The organism is Roseibium denhamense (assembly GCF_009711415.1).
Lineage (GTDB): Bacteria > Pseudomonadota > Alphaproteobacteria > Rhizobiales > Stappiaceae > Roseibium > Roseibium denhamense.
The window spans coordinates 116,106-136,061 of sequence record NZ_SMLZ01000109.1 but is presented as its reverse complement, the minus strand read 5'-3'; the positions used below and the strand labels follow the sequence as shown (position 1 = coordinate 136,061).

Sequence of the window (19,956 nt, the reverse complement as noted above, 5' to 3'; positions counted from 1 at the left end):
GTGCTGACGGAGATCAAGCGAAGGCTAAAAAGCCTCCTAAAGATTTCCCAAAACTCCAATCCGCTTCGTGACAGGTTGGTGACAGGGTTTGACGTTACGCTCCACCCAAGCCCGCCGGGAGGAACCGCTCATGCGGTCCGGTGGCTCTTAACCTGTCTTTCCAATGACCGGACTATGTGGAGGAAAACATGACACTCATGAAAATGACCCGCCGGGTCGTTCTGGCTGCTGCTGCGGCTTCAATGACATTCGCAACGCCGTCGTTTGCTGCGGGCCAGGTTGTTGACTCGATTCACTTCCTGATCCCCGGTGGTGCTGGTGGCGGCTGGGACGGCACAGCACGCGGCACAGGCGAAGCACTCACCAAGGCAGGTCTTGTCGGCACCGCGTCTTATGAAAACATGTCCGGCGGCGGCGGCGGCAAGGCCATCGGCTACCTGATAGAAAACGCTGCGTCCAATCACGGCACGCTGATGGTCAACTCGACCCCAATCGTGATCCGGTCGCTTACAGGCGTCTTCCCGCAAAACTTCCGTGACCTGACGCTCGTTGCAGGAACCATCGGCGACTACGCCGCTGTGGTCGTTGGAAAAGACAGTCCGATCAACTCCATGACCGACCTGATCGCAGCCTATAAAGCCGATCCGTCCGGTACCGCCATTGGCGGCGGTTCCGTTCCAGGCGGTATGGATCACCTTGTTGCAGCGATGGCCATGGAAGCTGCCGGTGAAGACCCGACAGCCTTCAAATACATCCCCTATGATGCAGGCGGAAAAGCGATGGCGGCGCTTTTGTCCGGTGAAATCGCGGCTTTGTCCACTGGCTTCTCCGAAGCGGTTGATCTTGCAAATGCTGGCGAAGTGAAAATCATTGGTGTTACAGCGGATGAACGCGTTGCGGCGTATGAGGACGCTCCGACCATGAAGGAGCAGGGCATCGACACCACCTTTGTCAACTGGCGCGGTTTCTTTGCAGCTCCTGACCTGCCGGAAGAGCAGCTGGTTGCCTACCAGACCGCGCTGACCAAAATGTATGACACCCCGGAGTGGGAAGAGGTCCGTGCGCGCAACGGCTGGGTCAACATTCACAACAATGGTGATGACTTCCGTGCCTTCCTGGAAAACCAGGAACAGGTGATCGGCGATCTGATGAAGAAGCTCGGCTTCCTGTAAGACAAAAGACTGGCGGCGCAGCGGAACAGCTCGCGCCGCCTTTCCCGTGTCAGGCGCATACCGATCACACCGGCGCGGGCACTTAACCAGAAAAATTTCGCGGGGAGGAGCCCATGGCGCTCGATCGTTGGATCGCCATGATCATCTTGTTGATCTGTGTTGCCTATGGCTATGCAGCCTTTTTCACAATGGACGACACGCTGGCGCCCTTTATGCGGCGCAATCCGATTTGGCCGTCGACTTTTCCGAAAATCCTGTCGATCATGGCGATCGTCTGCGCCTTATTGATCCTGCTTGGATTTGAAAAAAGCAGCGGCGAACCGAAGCCATCCGAAATCAACTACCGGAGATTGACGGATTACAAACTGGGACAGGCAATCGCCTTGCTCGGTTTGATGGTGGCCTATGCGCTCTTGTTGCGGCCGGCCGGATTTCTCCTGTCCACTGTTAGCTTTCTGTTCATCGGGTCGTTCATTCTCGGCGAGCGCAAATACCACATCATGATTTTGGCCTCGGGAATTGCTGCAGGCGTTGTCTGGTATCTGGTCGACCGGGTTCTCGGGATTTTCCTGAGCCCGCTGCCCGTATTTCTCGCCAACGGAGGGTGACATGCTCGAAGGAATTCTCATCGGGCTGAGCACAGCCTTCTCCGTGACCAACCTTCTCATGGTTGTTGGCGGGTGCCTGATCGGCACCTTCATCGGCATGCTGCCCGGTCTCGGACCGATGTCGATCATCGCCATCATGATCCCGGTCGCCATTTCCATAGGGGATCCGTCGGCGGCCCTGATCCTGCTCGCAGGTGTCTATTACGGCGCGATCTTCGGCGGCTCGACGTCCTCTATCCTGATAAATGCCCCCGGTGTTGCTTCCACAGTGGCCACCAGCTTTGATGGCTATCCACTTGCCCGTCAGGGCAAGGCGGGCAAGGCATTGACCGTTGCGGCCATCTCGTCGTTTGCCGGCGGGTCGATCGGGGCGGTTCTTCTGATGATCTTCGCTCCGGCTCTGGCATCGGTCGCGCTCCTGTTCCACTCCGCCGAGTATTTCGCCCTGATGGTCGTCGGCCTGTCCGCCATTGCAGCCTTTGCCGGGACCGGTCAGGTGATCAAGGCGCTGCTTATGACCATTCTCGGGGTCATCATGGCGACCGTTGGCGAGGGTGCGCTGTTTAACATGCCGCGCTTCACCATGGGATTGATGGACCTCCAGTCCGGATTCGGCTTTATTACGCTCGCCATGGCGATGTTTGCCTTGCCCGAAGCGCTGTATCTCGTTTTGGATCCCAGCCGGTCGAAGACGGAAGGCGGTACCAACGAGATCAAGGATCTGCGGATCACAAAGGCAGAAGCCAAGGCGATCACACCCGTGATCGGGCGTCAGTCCATCCAAGGCTTTCTGATCGGTGTGCTGCCGGGAGCAGGGGCGACGATTGCCTCGTTCCTGGGGTATGCGGTGGAAAGGAACATTGCGCCCAAGGAAGAACAGGAGCAATTCGGAAAAGGCTCGGTCAAGGGCCTGGCCGCGCCGGAAAGCGCAAACAACGCCGCCTGCACGGGCTCGTTCGTACCGCTTCTGACACTCGGCATTCCAGGCTCCGGGACAACGGCCATTCTGCTTGGAGCCTTGATTGCTCTAAACGTCTCGCCGGGGCCACGTCTGATGGTGGACCAGCCGGAGATCTTCTGGGCCGTGATCATTTCCATGTATCTGGGCAACGTGATCCTTCTGATCCTGAACCTGCCGCTGATCCCTTACATCGCAAAGATCCTGGCTGTTCCCCGCAATTTCCTGATCCCGTTCATCTTGTTCTTCACATTGATGGGCGCTTACATCGGGCAAAACAACTCGACGGAGCTTCTGATCCTGGTTGGTTTCGGGATTTGTGCAACGGTCCTCCGCTTTGCCGACTATCCGCTTGCGCCACTGCTGATCGGTTTCATTTTGGGCCGTATGCTGGAGGACAATTTCTCCAGGTCGATGCAGCTTTATGACGGCATCAGCTTCATCTATGAGCGCCCGATGACCTTGGGCCTCTTGGTGCTGGCCGTTATTCTCGTCGTTCTGCCGAGCTACCGTGCCCGCCGGGCACGCGCGCGGGCCGAAGGCGTTGCCGACGGCGATTGAGACTGAAGAAAGACGAGAACCCGACATGACAAGACCACTTGAGGGAATTCGGGTTCTCGACCTGACCAACGTCCTCGCCGGCCCCTTTGCCTGCCATCAGCTCGCCCATTTGGGAGCAGATGTCATCAAGGTCGAAGCGGTCGGTCGGGGCGACCTCGCCCGTAATCTCGGTGCCGACCCTGACCTGTCGGCCAAGGGCATGGGCATAAGCTTTCTCGCTCAAAATGCCGGTAAAAAGTCCCTGACGCTTAACCTCAAGGATCCGCGTGGCAAGGAGGTGCTCAAGCGCCTCGTTGCTGGAGTGAACGTTCTTGTCGAGAACTTCCGGCCCGGTGTCATGGACCGGTTGGGACTTGGCTATAACGTTTTGAAGAGTGAAGCACCGCATCTGATTTACTGCGCCATTTCGGGTTTTGGGCAGGACGGACCCTGGGCGCACCGGCCTGCCTACGATCAAATTGTCCAAGGGGCCTCGGGTGTCATGTCGATCACCGGTGATGCTGACAGTGCGCCTCTGCGCGTTGGCTATCCGCTGGCGGATACCGTCGGCGGGCTGACAGCTGCCATGGCGATCTGCGGGGCACTGAACGCGGACCAGCGGGGTGCTTTCATTGATGTCTCGATGCTGGAGTCGGTGCTTGCCACCATGGGCTGGGTCGTCTCAAATCATCTGATTGGAGGCGTTGATCCGTCACCCAACGGCAATGAAAATCCGACCTCCGCGCCATCCGGTGCGTTTCAATGCGCGGACGGATTGATCAACATCGCAGCGAACAAAGACGAGCAGTGGGAACTTCTGGCGAAGCATCTGAGCCGGGCAGACCTTATTGAAAACTCAGATTTCGCAACGCGCGAAGAGCGCAAGAAGAACCGATTGCGCCTGAAAGCAGAACTGGAGACCGTTCTGACAACACGTCCGGCGCGCGACTGGGCGCGGGAACTCAACAAGCTGGGAGTTCCGGCGGGCGCCGTGCTGACCGTGCCTGAAGTGCTTCAACACCCGCAAATCCGGGATCGCGAATTTCTGGCGCGCTTCGATGAAACGCCAGGTGTCGGCAAGCCCATAGACCTGTTGCGGATTGGGACGATGATTGACGGAAAAAGGCCGTCCGTAGACACGCCACCGCCAGCGCTCGGCGCGGATACTGACAGTATATTGTCCGGTCTGGGTTACGGCACAGACGAAATAGAGACCTTGCGCAAGGAGGGCGTGGTGTGAGCGAGAACACAGACGTTGCGGACTGGTGGCGCACCTCAATTATTGACATGGAGCCTGGCCGAATTTCTCTGCGCGGACACCCTGTCGAGAACTTGATCGGCAATCGGGGTTTTGCCCAGATGATCTGGCTTATGGTGACCGGGGAAGAAATCACCGGTCAACGGGCGGATCTGTTCGAGGCAGCGCTTGTTGCCGCCGTTGACCATGGACCGCAAGCGCCTTCCATTGCCGCAGCGCGCATGGCGGCCACCTGCGGGATCGGCTTGCAATCGGCCATGGCAACCGGGCTTAACATGCTCGGCGATGTGCACGGCGGCGCGGGTGAACAGGCCGTAGACCTTTACCGCGCCATTGAGGCCGCTGGTCTTGAGGAGCTCAAGGTCACACTCGACAGCTGGCGCACGCAGAACGGGCGTTTTATTCCAGGTTTTGGGCACCGGTTCCACAAGCCAGTCGATCCGAGAGCGCCCCGGCTTCTGGCACTGGTCGACGAGGCTGCGGCCTCCGGTGAGGTTACCGGAAGTTTTGCAAAAATCGGCCGGGCCATCGAAGCACATTTGACTGAAGAGCGCGGCAAACCGGTGCCAATGAACATCGATGGGGCAACCGCTGTCATCTATGCAGAACTTGGCTGTCCAGCCCCGCTCGCCCGCGGCTTTTTCGGCTTGTCGCGTTCGGTCGGCATCCTGGCGCACGCCTGGGAGCAGACAGAGCAGGGCGGACGCAACAAGGGGCCGACACCACCGCAGTACCGATGGACGTTTGACGGCAGCTGATTGGCAACCAGCGCCTCTGCTTTCGAACGTGTCTTGCGACACCAATTCCTTGCACATGTCCCGAAGTCTGCGCGCGAACTCAGGTCACTTGCCGCAAACATGCTTGCGTCCGCCTCTTTACCGGGTCATGACTCTCAAAAGGAGGAAACTGAACGTGCGCTTGTTATTGGTCGAAGACACCTTTGACATGGCTGAGGCAATCATGATCCGGCTCGACCGCTCCGGGGTGGCTTGCGACCTTGCCAAAACCCTTGCAGAAGCGCGCGCTTGCGTTGACGTGCAGCGTTACGACGTGATTGTTCTGGATATCAATCTGCCGGATGGGCGCGGTACGGATCTTCTCAAAGACTTGAGGTCGGTCGGCGACCGCACGCCCGTGCTTATGCTGACAGCGGAGTTTTCAGTTGATGACCGTGTGTCCTCTTTGAATTCCGGCGCAGATGACTATCTCGTCAAACCCTTCGATCATCGGGAACTTGAGGCGCGCATCCGGGCGCTGTACCGCCGGGATCAAGGTGACAAAGCCGAAGAGGTGACAATTGGCGCACTGATTTTCAATGCGACAGCGCGGGTTGCGCGCAATGCAGACGGGCCGTTGAACCTCACGCGGCGGGAATTCAGTCTTCTGGAATTGCTTGTCCGCAACCGCGGCCAAACCATGAGTAAGGAAAGACTGTTCGAGGGCCTCTTCAGTTTCGACGATACGGATGTCAGCATGAATGCGCTGGAGCTTTATGTCGCGCGGCTCCGCAAGAAACTGTCCGGATGCTCCGTCCGCATCGAAACCCAGCGCGGGCTCGGTTACAAGCTGGAAGCCGATGCCTGATTTCCTGCAGCGGTTTGATCGGTCGTCTCTAACGCTGAGGGTCGCATTCGGCGTGACGTTGCTTCTCGTCATCGGCGGCCTGCTGGTTTCGATTGCCGCTTTTGCCTACGGCCGCGAAGCAGCCCGAAGCGCCTATGACCGGCTGCTTCTGGGGGCCGCGAATGATATTGCCTCCTCCATTGCGATCCTAGACGGACGAGCCGTTCTGGAGTTGCCGGTGTCGGCATTTGAATTGCTGGCACTGGCACCCGATGATCGCATCGGCTACCGCATTATCGGACCGGATGGATCGACGCTGACCGGCTATGATGAAATCATCGTGCCGTCCGAGCGCGGCAATTCAAGGGACCGCTTTTTCGACGGTACTTTCTTTGGCGAGGACGCCCGCTTTGCAATTGTCACCAAACGTTTTGCAGAGCGCACACTGAACGGCACCATGCAGGTGATCGTCGGACAGACGCTGAAAGCGCGGGAAGGAATGGCCTATGAGATCACGCGTCAGGCTGTATATGTTTTGATTATCTCAGGCTTTGCCATGGCATGTCTCGCAGCGGTCGTCGTGTGGTCCGTGCTTCGGCCGCTAAAGACGATTGCCGGGGGTTTGAGGGACCGTGATCCGCATGACCTGACACCGCTCGATACGGCTGTTCCCAAGGAGACGGCCGTGATGATTAAGGCCTTGAATGGCTTCATGGCGCGGCTCGACCGCCAGATGAATTCGATGCGGCATTTGATCTCCGATACGGCCCATCAGTTGCGTACACCGGTCGCGGCGCTGCGTGCACAAGCGGATCTTTTGGCGGACGAGGCGGACCCAGAGCGGCGGGAGAAGATCGCAGAGCGGATCCAGTCGCGCTCGGCCGGGCTTGGCCGTCTTCTGGATCAACTCCTCAGTCAGGCGCTTGTCGTTCACAGGGGCGACAGTGCCCGCCGGGAGGAGGTGGATCTCAGGGACATCGCTTTGGAAGTCTTTGAGGAAGGCGATCATCGTTTGCTGTTCCCGGACAAAGATGTGTCGCTTAATGTGGGCGAAGTGCCTCTTCCGGTGCTCGCGGATGCGCCGTCGCTCAGCGAAGCTTTGAAAAACCTTTTGAACAATGCCTTGAAATACGGAGAGGCACCGATTGTGGTCGGCGCAGCGAAAGAAGGCGGTTCGCTATGCATATATGCCCAAGATGCTGGTGGCGGCCCCGACGCAGAAGCCTTGAGCCTGCTTGGAGAACGGTTCTCAAACGATACGCCGACACGCCAGAGCGGGAGCGGTCTTGGCCTGGCAATCGCCCATTCCGTTGCCTGCGCCTTTGGCGGAACACTGGACCTGGCCAATTTAGAGCAAGGTGGCTTCCGGGCCGCACTTGTTTTCAAGGCTGCCCATGATGGACAAAGCCAATGATGGGCTTGCTCCGTTCCCTGGTGCTGAATGCAATCATTTTTGCCGGCCTCCTCAGCGCGGGACAAGCACAAGAGCTGGTAAAGTCTTACGGTCCTGAAGATGCTTCTGAAACGCTGGTGCTGCGGTCAACGACTGACATTGAGGTGTTCGGCCCTGTCGTTGACGCGTTTCTGTCAACGCGCCCCGGCCTCAAGATCATCTATGAGCAGTGGGGGTCAAATGACCTTTATGAGCTTAGCCGCAAGGAGTGCCGGGATGGGGCTTCGGTCGCCGATCTCGTGATCAGCTCAGGTGTGCATCAGATGGTCAAACTTGTGAATGAGGCTTGCGCTGCCGCCTACAGTTCCCGTCAGACTGCAGCCCTGCCGGAGGCGCTGCGCTGGCGCAACGAGCTTTGGGGCATTACCCGCGAACCGGCCGTAATCATCTACAATCGTGATCTTGTTCCGGAGCAGGATGTCCCCCGGACACGGTTCGACCTTCTGGATTTGCTCCGGCCCGCTGGCTCACCCTATGCCGGCCGGGTTGCCACATATGATATCGAGCGGTCGGGGCTTGGTTACCTTTTTGCTTTTTCAGATGCCCGCGAAGCCAGCACATTCGGCGCCTTGCAGGAGTCCTTCGGGCGGACGCAAGCCGTCTCCACATGCTGTTCGGCAGATATTATCCGGAACGTGGCCGAGGGGCGGTATCTGCTGGCCTACAATGTTCTTGGCTCTTATGCCCAGGGATATCAGGTGAGCGATGACCGGATCGGGATCGTTCTGCCGTCCGACTACACGATTGTTCTGTCCCGCGCGCTGATGATCCCGAAAACAAGTACCCATTTTGAGCGCGCGGCCGAGTTTCTGGATTTCCTGCTATCCGATGCCGGCGTGTTTGCCCTTCGCAAAGCGCTCTTGATCAGCCCAATGCTCGATACGGAGGATGGCAGTGAAGCGGAAACCTTGAGTTCAACCGCTTTGCGGCCCATCAGTTTGTCGCCCGCGCTGATGGTGGCACTCGACAAACTTACCCGGGAAACGTTCTTGCGCCGGTGGCGCAGCACCTTTCCGGCGCCTTAGCGTTGGATTAGGTCAGATCCCGAACCGGTCACGCAACCGATAGACCATGACCGAGGGTGCTAAAAACCAGGGTGACCCGTGATAAAGCGGCCGGGTGGGGAAGCCGATCTTCTCAAAAGCAGATGTCTGGAGCTCCCGCCCAGCGGCTTTCTGGCCGATCCGCATACCGAGGTAACTCGCCATGCCGACCCCCGATCCGCAATACCCCATCGCGTAGTAGAGCCCTTTGTCTTCGCCGCAATGCGCGAGGGTATCGAACGTGTAGCCGACAAATCCCATCCAGGCATAGGAAAGCTTCACCGCTGCCAGCTCGGGAAACAGGGCGGACATGTCGCGGTGCAATTTCGCGGCACTGTTTCGGGGATCGGTTTCGCTCAAGGACACCCGCCCACCGAACAGGACGCGCTTCCGGTCTGGCGAGAGGCGGTAGTAATAGACCAGTTTGCGGGTGTCGGACAGGATGCGGTCTGTCGGAAAGAGACGGTCCAAAAGGTCTGAAGGAAGCTCTTCTGTTGCAATAACATAAGATCCGATCGGAACGATGCGCCTTTGGTGCCAGGACGACAGGGCGCCGGAGTATCCGTTTGTTGCCAGGATGACTTTCCCGGCCGTCAAGTTGCCGCGGCCCGTCAGGACACGAAAGCCTGTTCCCTGGCGCTCGATTGACAAGACCGGACAGGTTCCGATGACATTTGCCCCGGTCTTTAGGGTCTTGGCGAGCAGGGAGGGGTGATAGGTTGAGACATCGATACTGCAATGGTGCGGGTAAACGACCCCGCCAAAATAGGCGTCGGTCCCAAGCTCCTCAGCCATCTCGGATTTTGGGACCATGAAAGCGCCCGTCTTCCAAACCGGGTGGCCCGCCGCACATTCCTTTGCCAGCTTGCTGTAAAGATGGGGCATGTGCACCCCATGAAACCGGCCCGAAACCTTCAAGCCCATTTCAATGTCGGGCTCTTCTGCTAGAGAATGCATGTAGTCGAGGGAGGCTTGTGCCTCCTCGCAGAGCTCCGTGGCCAACGCTGCGCCGTACCGTCTGGCGAGGGTCCCAAAGCCCGGCTTGATGCTGGTTGAGAGCTGACCGCCGTTTCTCAGGCTGCACCCAAAACCGGGATCTGCGGCATCAAGCACCAGTGTTCCCAAGCCCTCGGCCGCTGTTTGAATGGCGGCGTTCAGGCCGGTGTAGCCTGCCCCAACAACAAGAACATCGACTTCGTCCGGCAGTTCAATGTCCGGAAGGGCCACCTTCGGAGCGGCCGCTTGCCAATAGGGCGCCGCTTGAAAATCTTCTGCAAACAGCGACGCACTCATGGTGTTCCCCTCAAGCCGCTCTTGTGTCTTCCAGGATAAGGTCGGCTGCTTTCTCGCCCACCATGATCGCAGGAGCGTTGGTGTTGCCCGAGGTCACGGTTGGAAAAACAGAAGCATCCGCAACCCGGAGTCCTTCGACCCCATAAACCTTTAGTCTCGCATCGACGACGTTCTCGCCTGGATCGCTGCCCATCCTGCACGTGCTGACCGGGTGAAACACGGTGGAACACCGGTTGCGGACATCATCGAGCATTTGCTCATCGCTCTGGACATCTGGACCGGGCGTCATCTCGCTCTCAATAACGTCCTGCATCGCAGGGCTTGCCGCGATCTGGCGCAACAGCCGGCAGCCTTCGATCATCTCCTTGCAGTCATGGTTGGTGCTCAAGGAGTTCGGGTGAATCGCCAAAGCTTCATAAGGATCTGACGATTTCAGCTCCACATGGCCACGGCTGGTGGGCCGTGTCGGCTGCATTCCGAACAGAAACCCGGGAAAAGGGTCCGGGTTCATCAATGGCCGCTGCCCCTTGGGGGCCTTGGTATAGCTGACAGGCGAGAAATAGAGCTGCATGTTCGGACGGTCGCAGTCCGGATTGGTTTTTACAAACCCGCCGGCCTGGTTGAGGCTCATGGCCAGCGGGCCACGCCGGGTCAAAACATACCGGATCCCTTGTGCCAGCTTGCCCCACCACGGATAGAGCTGCTGGTTCAAGGTGGGCACTTTGGACTTGTACAAATAGTCGAGCCCCAAATGGTCCTGCATGTTCTTGCCGACGGCCGCGCGCTGTATTTTCGCCTCGATGCCCTTGGCTTGAAGCTCAGCGCCATCGCCGATGCCGGAGAGCATTAGGATTTGCGGCGAGTTGATGGCACCTGCGCTCATGATGACTTCGCGGCGCGCAGTCACCGTCTGTTCCCGGCCGTCCTTGTCAAAGACAACGCCAGTCGCGCGGGTACCTTCCAAAAGGATCCGTTTGGTCAGCGCCTTGGTCAGGATCTTGACGTTGGCGCGTTTCCTGGCGCGGGAGAGATAGGCCCTCGCCGTCGACATTCGGAAGCCGTCCTTGGCCGTGATCTGGTAGTGGCCGACGCCTTCCTGGTCTGCGCCGTTAAAGTCCGGGTTGTAGCGGAAGCCGGCCTGTTCACTGCCCTTAATGAAATTGGAACACAGCGGATGCGTGTCAGGCCGCATTGTATGGACATGAAGCGGACCGTCAGCGCCGCGAAAGGCGTCCGCACCTGCATCATTGCATTCGGAGCGCTTGAAATAGGGCAGGACATCTTCCCATCCCCAGCCTGGATTGCCCATGGCTTTCCAGTCTTCAAAATCCGCATGCTGTCCGCGGATATAAACCATTGCATTGATCGAGCTTGAGCCGCCAAGCACCTTGCCACGTGGCCAGTAACCTTCCCGGCCATTCAGGCCTGGATCGGCTTCGGTGCGGTACATCCAGTTGATGTGCCTGTTGTAAAACGCCTTGCCGTAGCCGACGGGGACCCAGATCCAGAAATTCAGGTCCGATCCGCCTGCTTCCAACACACATACGGAATACTTGCCGTTTTCCGACAGCCGGTCCGCGACGGCGGCGCCGGCAGAGCCGGCGCCAACGATGACAAAGTCAAACTCTGCCATGTGGCCTCCTATCGTGCGGTCTTGTCGCGCTGGATGAGAACAGACATCAGGGCGAGCAATCCGGACCCAACCATCAGGAAGAACGAGACGGCGTTCAAGACCGGTGTCGAGCCGACTTTCGCCATACGATCATACATGGTGATGGTCAAAGGCGCCTCGGATCCGACAAGGAACAACGTGGTGTTGAAGTTCTCGAAGGAGACGAGGAAGGCAACGATCCCGGCTGCAATCATGGCCGGCCGCAAGAAGGGCAGGGTGATTGTCCGCAAGACCCGTGCCCGGCTGGCGCCCAGATTGTAAGCCGCTTCTTCCATGGTCTCATCGAATTTCTTCAAACGGGCTGTGATCACGAGGGATGTGATGGTCGCAATGAAGGAGAATTGCCCGAGCACGACAAGCAGAATGCCAGGCCGCAGGAATTCCAGTTCGATGGCAAACCGCCGTTCCATCATGTTGGCCGTGTCGCTTGCCAGCACCAGGATCGAGATGCCGAGGATGACGCCTGGAATAACCAGCGGAACAACCATCATGATGTAGAAGAAGTTCTTGGCCGGAAAATCTCCGCGGACAAACAGGAAGGCATTGGTCGTGCCGACAAACACCGACAGGGCCGCCACAAAAATCGCAATCACGAACGAGTAGTAGAGCCCTTGGAGCAGACGCCGGTCATGGAACATCCCGAGCTTGGGTTCGGTGTCGCCGAAAAACCAGTCCAGGGTAAATCCTTGCCAGGGCAGGGCCGGGAACAGGCTGTCATTGAACGCAAATGCGCCAGCCGAAATGAGCGGCGCCGCCAGAAAGATGAAAAAGGTGACGACATAAAGCCGATATCCGAGCAGGAACGGTGTGGTCTTGTTTTGTGCAAGCATGGTCGTCCTCCTCAGCTCTTGGCCACGGTGTTGGCGAGTGTCTGGCCGCTCAGCTTCAGGCCAAGCCAAATCACCAGGGATGTGAACAACAGAAGCAACATGCCGAAGGCGGCCCCACCCTCCCAGTTAAACCGGGTGATGAACTGGTTGTAGATCTGCTCGGTGAACCAGCTGGAGTTCTTGCCGCCAAGAAGGATCGGCGTGAGGTAGGACCCCGCAGTCAACATGAAGGTCACGATGCACCCGGCAACAATGCCCGGCATGGCGTAGGGGATTATGATCCGGCGTAGAACCGTGAAACCGTTTCCGCCTAGATTGTACCCGGCCTCAATCATGGAATTGTCCATGCCGTCCAGCGTCGACACAAGCGGAACGATCATGAACAGGATCACCGTGTAGACAAGGCCCACAATCACCGCTGCATCGTTGTACAAAAACTCCACCGGCGTTCCGATCAGTCCAGTCCATACCAGAAAGCTGGAAATGACGCCCGTTTCGCGCAGCAGCAGGATCCAGCCAAACGACCGGATCAGGTCGCTGACCCAAAGCGGGATGAGGCACAGAAGAAACAAGCCACCACGAGCGCGCGGCCCTGCGATCTTCGCGATGTAATATGCAATCGGGAATCCGATGATCAGAGCCAGGGCCGTCACAAGAAGCGACATGGACCCGGTGCGGATCAGGGTGTTCCAGTAGATGGGTTCATGCAGGAACTCCAGGTAGTTGCCAAACCCGAATTCGTAGACCCGTGGCGCTACCTTCTCCCGCAAGGACAAGATGACCATGCCGATATGCGGCAGAACGACGAGGAGAAGGATCCAGAGCGTGAAGGGGGCAAATAGCAGAATAAGCGAGAGGCGCTTGATGTCTTTTTGCATCACGCCCCCCCGTTCTGCGCAAAGCACATGGCTTGGCGCGAGGACCAGACCAGCTCCACATCTTCGCCTGGCTTGATGTCGTTGTTGCCGGTCAGGGTCACGTCAGCCTCAACCAGTTCCCCGCCCTGGGCCCGGACCAGCACGCGGCTGTTCGCGCCGTTGAAGAGCAGACTGTCCACGACGCCGCTAAGCCGGTTATCGCCATCGGCGGAGGACTTGTTTGCCCCGTTTGCCCGAATGGCGTGAATGAATTCGGGGCGCACAAAAATGTCGACCTTCGATCCCTCGTTGATCTTGGTGCCGCCCGCAGCGGAGAACGTCATTGGCAGGCCCTGATCGGTTTCGACCTGGCCACCTGTCCCATCGCTTGACGTGACCGTGCCGCTCCAGCGATTGCTGTCGCCGACAAACCCCGCGACAAATGCCGTTTTCGGGTGGTGGTACAGTTCCTGCGGTGTGCCGATCTGTTCGAACTCGCCCTGATTCATGATTGCGACATTGTCGGACATCACCAGCGCTTCGGACTGGTCGTGGGTGATGTAGATGAATGTCGTGTTGAACTGATGCTGCAGCAGTTTGAGCTCGATTTTCATCGCTTCGCGCAGCTTCAGATCTAGGGCGCCAAGAGGTTCGTCGAGCAGGAGAACGTCAGGATCGAGAACCATGCAGCGCGCAATTGCAATGCGTTGCTTCTGCCCGCCGGACAACTGATGGATTTCCCGTTCGGCCACATCCGGCAGGGCAATCCGTTCCAGAACATCATGGACCTTGCGCTTGATCTCGGCACTCGAGACACCGTTGCAGCGCAAGCCATAAGCAATGTTTTCGTAAACGTTCATCATCGGGAACAGTGCAAGGTGCTGGAACACCATTTTCACGTTCCGCTTGTTTGGCGGTGTGCCGAGAACCGACTTGCCCTTGATCCTGATATCTCCGCCAGAGGGGTCTTCGAAGCCCGCGATCATGCGCATCAGCGTGGTCTTGCCGCAGCCCGACGGGCCAAGGATGGAAAAGAAGGAGCCGCTCGGAATATCGAACGAGACACCTTTTACCGCCCGGAAAGAGCCGAAGTTCTTGGCGAGGTCTTGACACTCAAGATCATAGGTCGGGGTATGTTTCATGAACGCGTGCCCACTGGAATGTTTGGTTTTCGGGCCGGATGCCGCCTGGCGGGCATGTCCCGTTATTGTTTTTTGGGTCTTAAGAGCAGCAACTGCCAGGCACTCAGGTGCCCGGCAGTCTTAACAGCGTGTTATATGGCCGGATTAACCGCCTGTCGCTGCCTTGATTTTCTCAAGGGTCTTGCCTTCCATGTCCTCAACGCCCGGAGGAATGTTGGCAAAGAACTTGAGATTGTCGATGTCCGCATCTGTGAAGGCGGCGTTGACCGCTGCTTTTTTGTCCTCGGGGAGAAGATCCTTGCCGCCCTGAACGGCGGCAATGGCACCCGTGCTTCCGGACATCAGAGTGACGTTTTCAGGACGCAGAACGAAGTTGATCCACTTGTAAGCGGCATCGTCGGCCTTTGCTTTGCGTGGAAGAGCAAAGGTATCGATCCAGGCCAGTGCGCCTTCCTTAGGCGGAATGAAAACAATGTTTTCGTTCTGGTCGAATAGTTTGTAGGCGGTGGAGTCCCAGGTTTCTGATGCAACAATTTCGCCCGACAACATCATGGCGGAAAGGTCATCGCCGCCCTTCCAGTAGGCCTTGATGTTGGCCTTGCACTCGATCAGCTTGTCCGCGACCTTGTCCAGAATGTCCTGGTACTTCTCAAGATCCGAATAGGCTTCGAACGGATTCTCACCCATGGAGAAAGCGGTGCCTAGCAGAATGGTCCGCTTCAGACGCATGGATGTCTTGCCGGCATATTGCGGATCGCAAAGATCTGCCCAGCTCGAAAAATCCGGTGCCATTGTCTTTTCGGCCATCAAGCCGGATGTGCCCCACTGGTGTGGAACGGCATAGACCTCGCCGTCGATTGTTGTGTTTTCCTTCACACCGGCGAGCAGTTTGGCTTCAAGCACATCTGTGTTGATCTTGGACAGATCAAGCGGCTTGTAGATGTCGTACTCCAGCTGAGCTGCGTAGATACGGTCGTGGCTGGGCTGAGCAAGGTCGAACCCTGCGCCGCCGGTTGCGCGCAGCTTGGCAATCATTTCCTCGTTGTTGGAGAAGGTGACTTCAACGTCGATGTCCGGATATTCTTCTTCGAATTTTTGTACCAGTACATCCGGCGCATAGGAGCCCCAGGTCAACAAGCGCAGTGTTTCCGCCTGCGCGGAGCCTACCCCAGCCAGCATTGTCGCTGCCAAAAGACCGGCCATTGTCGTTTTGATATGCATAACGTCCTCCTAGAATGCATTTCTGTAAACGCACCACCAGAAAGCGTAAGATTGAATTGGCCTGTCAAATATATCCATTGCGAATATTTTAGCAGACCAATTTGCTTCGGTCTAACTTGCGCGGCATGCGGGGAGGATCGTTTTGAGCGTCTGGATTCCCTTGCGGATTTCATCGGCTGCGGCGCTGCCAAATCCAAGCACCAACCCGCGTTGTGGAAGACTGCGTAATGTATAGCGTGAGAGGGGCACCGTCGTGATCCCGTGCTCGGCCGATTTTGCAACCAGTTTTTCCTCATCCAAACTGTTGGACAAGAGACCGAGAGTATGGAAGCCGCTCGATGTTGCCTGCATGTCGATGTCGCCAGCCAAGCTGGCCGATTCCCGCATCAAGATCTCATAGCGTTCCTTGTAAAGCTGACGCATGGTTCGGATGTGAGTGGCAAACATGCCCTCATCCATGAATTCAGCGACAATCGCCTGGGTCACGGTTGGAACACCGCTGAGCCAAGTCTGGCAGACCCTTGCAAAACTCTCCACAAGGCCGTCCGGAACAAGTACAAACCCGAGCCGAAGCGCCGGAAACAAAGACTTCGAAAACGTGCCGACATAGATGACGCGGCCATGGGTGTCGATGCTTTTCAAGGTCGGTGGCGGCTGGTCGCCGTAATAGAATTCGCCATCGTAATCATCCTCGACAATCATGGCGTCCGCTTCGTTGGCGGCCTTCAACAAAGCCAGCCGCCTGGGCAGCGACATCACGCAGCCCATAGGTTGCTGATGAGACGGGGTGACGAACGCCAGCCGGAAATGCGGGGCCTTTGACAAACCGTCCTCGACACATAATCCCTCTCCGTCGACATCGACCGCGACTGGGTTCGCGCCAATTGCAACAAAGGCATTGCGTGCCCCGATTGCACCGGGGTTTTCGAACCAGATCGGTTCGCCCGGATTAACGAGCAGGCCGCCAACAAGCGAGAATGCACGCTGTGCGCCATTGGTGATGAAGATCTGGCCAGGGTCACATTTTATGCCGCGCGATGCATTGAGCTGGCGGGCGATTGCCTGACGCAGCGGTGCATACCCAAAGGCCTCGCCATAGCTGGTAATTTCGTCCCTCGTCTTGCGCCAATGCCGGGCGGAGAGCTTTGCCCATTGTCCCATTGGGAAGGCGTCAAGGGCCGGCAGGGCAGTTACAAATGCCTGGGATTTGTGAGGAAGGCGTGCGCGTGGTGTGAAGTCGGGGATGGCATGTTTGGAGGCATGTGATAGCCGCGGGGCAACCTGGGCAACGTCATTCGAGTTCGCCGCCGGTTTTGGGGCGAGCCTCGCCGTCAAAGCTTCGCTGACATAGGTCCCGGACCCGACCCTCGCCTCAAGCAGCCCTTCCGACGTCAAGCGGTCGACAGCGTCGATGACCGTTGTTCTGGAAACACCGATTTCTTGCGCCAGCGTTCGCGTTGCCGGCAGACGGTCGCCGGGCGTGAGCGCGCCCGTCAGCAGCAAATCGCGTAAAGCCATGTAAAGCTGGATTGAGCGTTTCTTCCCCGCGGCCTTGTCGATTTTTATCGACGATAGCACGGCGCCGGCATGCCGTTTCATTCAGTGTCTCCAAAATTGGTATGAGACTTTGCGCAAAACGGACCTTAATTCAAGTCCAATTATGAGTAGGGTGGCATCTAATGATGGACAACTGCGGGCCGAATGACGTCGGCTAAGGATCTGAAATAAATATGAAAATCCAATCCATTGAAACTTTCACCAATGAGTTTGTCTGTTTCGTCCGTGTGACCGGCGAAGACGGTTCTACCGGTTGGGGCCAGGTCGCGCCGTACTATGCCGACATCACGGCCGAGGTGGTTCACCGGCAAGTGGCGCCTTACGCGCTTGGAGAAGATGCGCTCAATAGCGCCCATCTCATGGACATCATTCCGGACCGGGAGCACAAATTCCCAGGTTCCTACCTGCGGCGCGCGATGGGCGGTCTGGATACGGCTCTGTTTGATCTGCGCGGCAAGCTGGAAGGAAAACCGGTCTGCGAACTCTTGGGCGGAACGCCTGGAAAAGTGCGCGCTTACGGGTCTTCCATGAAGCGGGATATTACCGCGAAGGACGAGGCTGACCGCCTGAAAAAACAACAGGATGACTTTGGATTTACCGCATTCAAGTTCCGGATTGGCGCTGAATGCGGCCGGGATCAGGACGAATGGCCCGGCCGGACCGAAGAGATTGTTCCGACCATGCGCAAGGCCTTTTCCGAAGACACTGCGCTGCTTGTTGATGCAAACTCCTGTTACTCACCAGGCAAAGCGATCGAGGTCGGCAAGTTTCTGCAGGATAACGGTATTTCGCACTTTGAAGAGCCCTGCCCTTACTGGCATTACGACCAGACAAAACAGGTCACCGATGCGCTTGAAATAGATGTAACAGGCGGCGAACAGGACTGTTCTCTGGTCGACTGGAAGCGGATGATCGATCAGCGCGTTGTTGACATCATTCAACCGGACATTTGCTATCTCGGCGGTATGATCCGGACGATGAAAGTGGCCCAAATGGCCCATGAAGCCGGTATCCCGTGCACACCGCACGCCGCCAACCTCTCCCTGGTGACCCTCTTTACAATGCACCTGCTCCGCGCGATCCCCAATGCCGGCAAGTATCTGGAGTTTTCCATCGAACAGGAAGACTACTACCCATGGCAGTACGATCTGTTCGTCAACTCGCCATTCGATATTGTTGACGGACATGCCATCGTTACCGATGCGCCCGGTTGGGGTGTTGAGGTCAATCCGGAATGGCTCGCAAAATCCATTTACAAAATCAGTTCCCTGGAGCGCTAATTCATGTCGAAATCTGCTGAGCTGATTAAGGAATACCAAGAAACCGGAACGTTAAGTGCCCTGCCGAGCGGGCACTTTATCGATGGCGTGTTCGTGGAGCCGTCGCACAACCGGACAATGGAGAGTTTCGATCCTGGCAAGGGGAAGGCCTTCGCCAGATTTACCGCAGGCGATGCGGGAGACGTCGACAAGGCGGTGGTTTCTTCCAGGTATGCTTTCGAAACGGTCTGGCGCGACCTTGCACCAGTCGAGCGGTGCCGGATCTTGCAAAAAGCCGCTAAATTGATTTTGGAAAACAGTGATCTTTTGTCTGTGGTTGAAAGCCTGGACAGCGGCAAGCCTCTTCAGGAAGCGGAGGGGGATGTGCGCGGCGCGGCGCGGACTTTCGAGTACTACGCCGGCGCTTGCGATAAGTTGCAGGGGGACAGCTTCCCGCTTGGGCCGGACTATGTCGGATACTCCATTCATGAGCCGGTAGGGATTACAGCGCATATCATCCCATGGAACTTCCCGATCTCCACGGCCGCACGCGGCTTTGCACCCGCCTTGGCAGCCGGTTGCACAGTTGTTGCGAAGCCCGCGGAACAAACGCCCTTCACAGCTCTTCTTCTTGCAAAGATTCTTAGCGATGCCGGACTTCCCAACGGTGTCTGCAATGTCGTGACTGGAACCGGCGCCGAAGTCGGTGCACCCCTCACCCAGCACCCGGGCGTCGACCACATCACGTTCACAGGTTCTGTTGAGACCGGAAAGCGTGTCATGAAGGCCGCTGCCGACGACATTACCCGTGTTGTACTAGAGCTCGGCGGTAAATCTCCGGTGGTCGTTCTGGCGGATTGTGACTTGGACCAGGCGGTTTCGGGTGTCCTGGGGGCCATTTATGAAAATGCCGGTCAGATCTGCTCCGCTGGTTCCCGGCTTGTGATTGAGCGCAGCATCCACGCCCCTTTCATGGAGGCGCTGGTGCAGCGGACCAAAGACCTGAAACTCGGGCATGGGCTGGACAAACCGGATGTCGGGCCGGTCAACTCTTCCGAACACCTGGCCAAGATTGCCGGGTTTGTTGAGCGGGCGAAGGCCCGCGGGGCCAAGATAGTTGCGGGTGGCAATGTGACAGGTGTACCTGGCACTGGCGATGGATGGTTCTTCGAGCCGACAATTGTGGATGCGGTCGATGCATCAGACGAATTGGCGCAGGAAGAGATCTTCGGCCCTGTCCTGACCGTGCAGATTGCCGAAGATGCCGAGCATGCGCTGCAGCTGGCCAACGACTCCCAATATGGTCTTGTTGCCGGGATCTACACCAAGGATTTCGCGAAGGCGCACCAGATGGCACGGAAGATTGATGCAGGCCAGATTTACATCAATGAATACTTCGCCGGTGGCATCGAAGTGCCCTTCGGCGGCAACAAGAAATCGGGCTTTGGCCGCGAAAAGGGAATTGAGGGGCTGAAAAGCTACTGCAAGACCAAAAGCGTTGCAGCGAAGATTGCCTAATTCGTCAAAGCG

At 57.6% G+C, this 19,956-nt stretch carries 17 protein-coding genes; 10 read left to right on the top strand and 7 right to left on the bottom strand.

Translation table 11 applies throughout. The annotated features are described in order from the left end of the window. The first annotated feature begins 188 nt into the window (after positions 1-188). From E1180_RS12980 to E1180_RS12945, 8 genes are all read left to right on the top strand, one after another. Positions 189-1,172, top strand: a complete 984-nt coding sequence (locus E1180_RS12980; protein ID WP_155191609.1) for a tripartite tricarboxylate transporter substrate binding protein — start codon at positions 189-191, stop codon at positions 1,170-1,172. A 113-nt stretch (positions 1,173-1,285) separates the two neighbouring features. Further along, positions 1,286-1,780 (top strand): tripartite tricarboxylate transporter TctB family protein, encoded by a 495-nt coding sequence (locus E1180_RS12975; protein WP_155191608.1) that lies wholly within the window; start codon positions 1,286-1,288, stop codon positions 1,778-1,780. A 1-nt stretch (position 1,781) separates the two neighbouring features. After that, positions 1,782-3,299, top strand: a complete 1,518-nt coding sequence (locus E1180_RS12970; protein WP_155191607.1) for a tripartite tricarboxylate transporter permease — start codon at positions 1,782-1,784, stop codon at positions 3,297-3,299. 25 nt (positions 3,300-3,324) lie between these two features. Continuing rightward, entirely contained in the window at positions 3,325-4,518 is a 1,194-nt protein-coding gene (locus E1180_RS12965; RefSeq protein WP_155191606.1) for a CaiB/BaiF CoA transferase family protein, read from the top strand. Then, positions 4,515-5,294 carry a citryl-CoA lyase gene (locus E1180_RS12960; protein WP_283404407.1) on the top strand — a complete coding sequence of 260 codons (780 nt, stop codon included), beginning with the start codon at positions 4,515-4,517 and terminating at the stop codon, positions 5,292-5,294. The genes E1180_RS12965 and E1180_RS12960 overlap by 4 nt, the downstream gene beginning before the upstream one ends. A gap of 154 nt (positions 5,295-5,448) precedes the next feature. Continuing rightward, a complete protein-coding gene (locus E1180_RS12955) occupies positions 5,449-6,120 on the top strand; it encodes a response regulator transcription factor (protein ID WP_283404406.1) in 672 nt (223 codons plus the stop codon). Beyond that, on the top strand, positions 6,113-7,513 hold the full coding sequence (locus tag E1180_RS12950; RefSeq protein WP_155191605.1) for a sensor histidine kinase: 1,401 nt from the start codon (positions 6,113-6,115) through the stop codon (positions 7,511-7,513). Before E1180_RS12955 ends, E1180_RS12950 begins: the two co-directional genes overlap by 8 nt. Next, positions 7,510-8,577, top strand: a complete 1,068-nt coding sequence (locus E1180_RS12945) for an ABC transporter substrate-binding protein (protein ID WP_155191604.1) — start codon at positions 7,510-7,512, stop codon at positions 8,575-8,577. The genes E1180_RS12950 and E1180_RS12945 overlap by 4 nt, the downstream gene beginning before the upstream one ends. A gap of 12 nt (positions 8,578-8,589) precedes the next feature. Here the strand turns inward: E1180_RS12945 and E1180_RS12940 are convergent, their stop codons facing one another. From E1180_RS12940 to pdxR, 7 genes are all read right to left on the bottom strand, one after another. Then, a complete protein-coding gene (locus E1180_RS12940) occupies positions 8,590-9,888 on the bottom strand; it encodes an NAD(P)/FAD-dependent oxidoreductase (RefSeq protein ID WP_155191603.1) in 1,299 nt (432 codons plus the stop codon). 10 nt (positions 9,889-9,898) lie between these two features. Further along, positions 9,899-11,521 (bottom strand): GMC family oxidoreductase, encoded by a 1,623-nt coding sequence (locus E1180_RS12935; protein ID WP_155191602.1) that lies wholly within the window; start codon positions 11,519-11,521, stop codon positions 9,899-9,901. Between the two features lie 8 nt (positions 11,522-11,529). Beyond that, positions 11,530-12,390: an ABC transporter permease gene (locus E1180_RS12930; protein ID WP_155191601.1), complete on the bottom strand. Its 861-nt coding sequence runs from the start codon at positions 12,388-12,390 to the stop codon at positions 11,530-11,532. Between the two features lie 11 nt (positions 12,391-12,401). Beyond that, positions 12,402-13,268, bottom strand: a complete 867-nt coding sequence (locus E1180_RS12925; protein WP_155191600.1) for an ABC transporter permease — start codon at positions 13,266-13,268, stop codon at positions 12,402-12,404. Continuing rightward, positions 13,268-14,389, bottom strand: coding sequence for an ABC transporter ATP-binding protein (locus tag E1180_RS12920; protein ID WP_155191599.1), 1,122 nt, complete (start codon positions 14,387-14,389; stop codon positions 13,268-13,270). The genes E1180_RS12925 and E1180_RS12920 overlap by 1 nt, the downstream gene beginning before the upstream one ends. Before the next feature lie 144 nt (positions 14,390-14,533). Then, positions 14,534-15,610 (bottom strand): extracellular solute-binding protein, encoded by a 1,077-nt coding sequence (locus E1180_RS12915; RefSeq protein WP_155191598.1) that lies wholly within the window; start codon positions 15,608-15,610, stop codon positions 14,534-14,536. Between the two features lie 111 nt (positions 15,611-15,721). Further along, on the bottom strand, positions 15,722-17,209 hold the full coding sequence (gene pdxR, locus E1180_RS12910) for a MocR-like pyridoxine biosynthesis transcription factor PdxR (protein WP_155191597.1): 1,488 nt from the start codon (positions 17,207-17,209) through the stop codon (positions 15,722-15,724). Positions 17,210-17,340: 131 nt separating this feature from the next. On the opposite strand from pdxR, the gene E1180_RS12905 reads away from it, so the two are divergent. Next, positions 17,341-18,447, top strand: coding sequence for a mandelate racemase/muconate lactonizing enzyme family protein (locus tag E1180_RS12905; RefSeq protein WP_155191596.1), 1,107 nt, complete (start codon positions 17,341-17,343; stop codon positions 18,445-18,447). Between the two features lie 3 nt (positions 18,448-18,450). Next, positions 18,451-19,944 carry an aldehyde dehydrogenase family protein gene (locus E1180_RS12900; protein ID WP_155191595.1) on the top strand — a complete coding sequence of 498 codons (1,494 nt, stop codon included), beginning with the start codon at positions 18,451-18,453 and terminating at the stop codon, positions 19,942-19,944. The last annotated feature ends 12 nt before the right edge of the window (positions 19,945-19,956 follow it).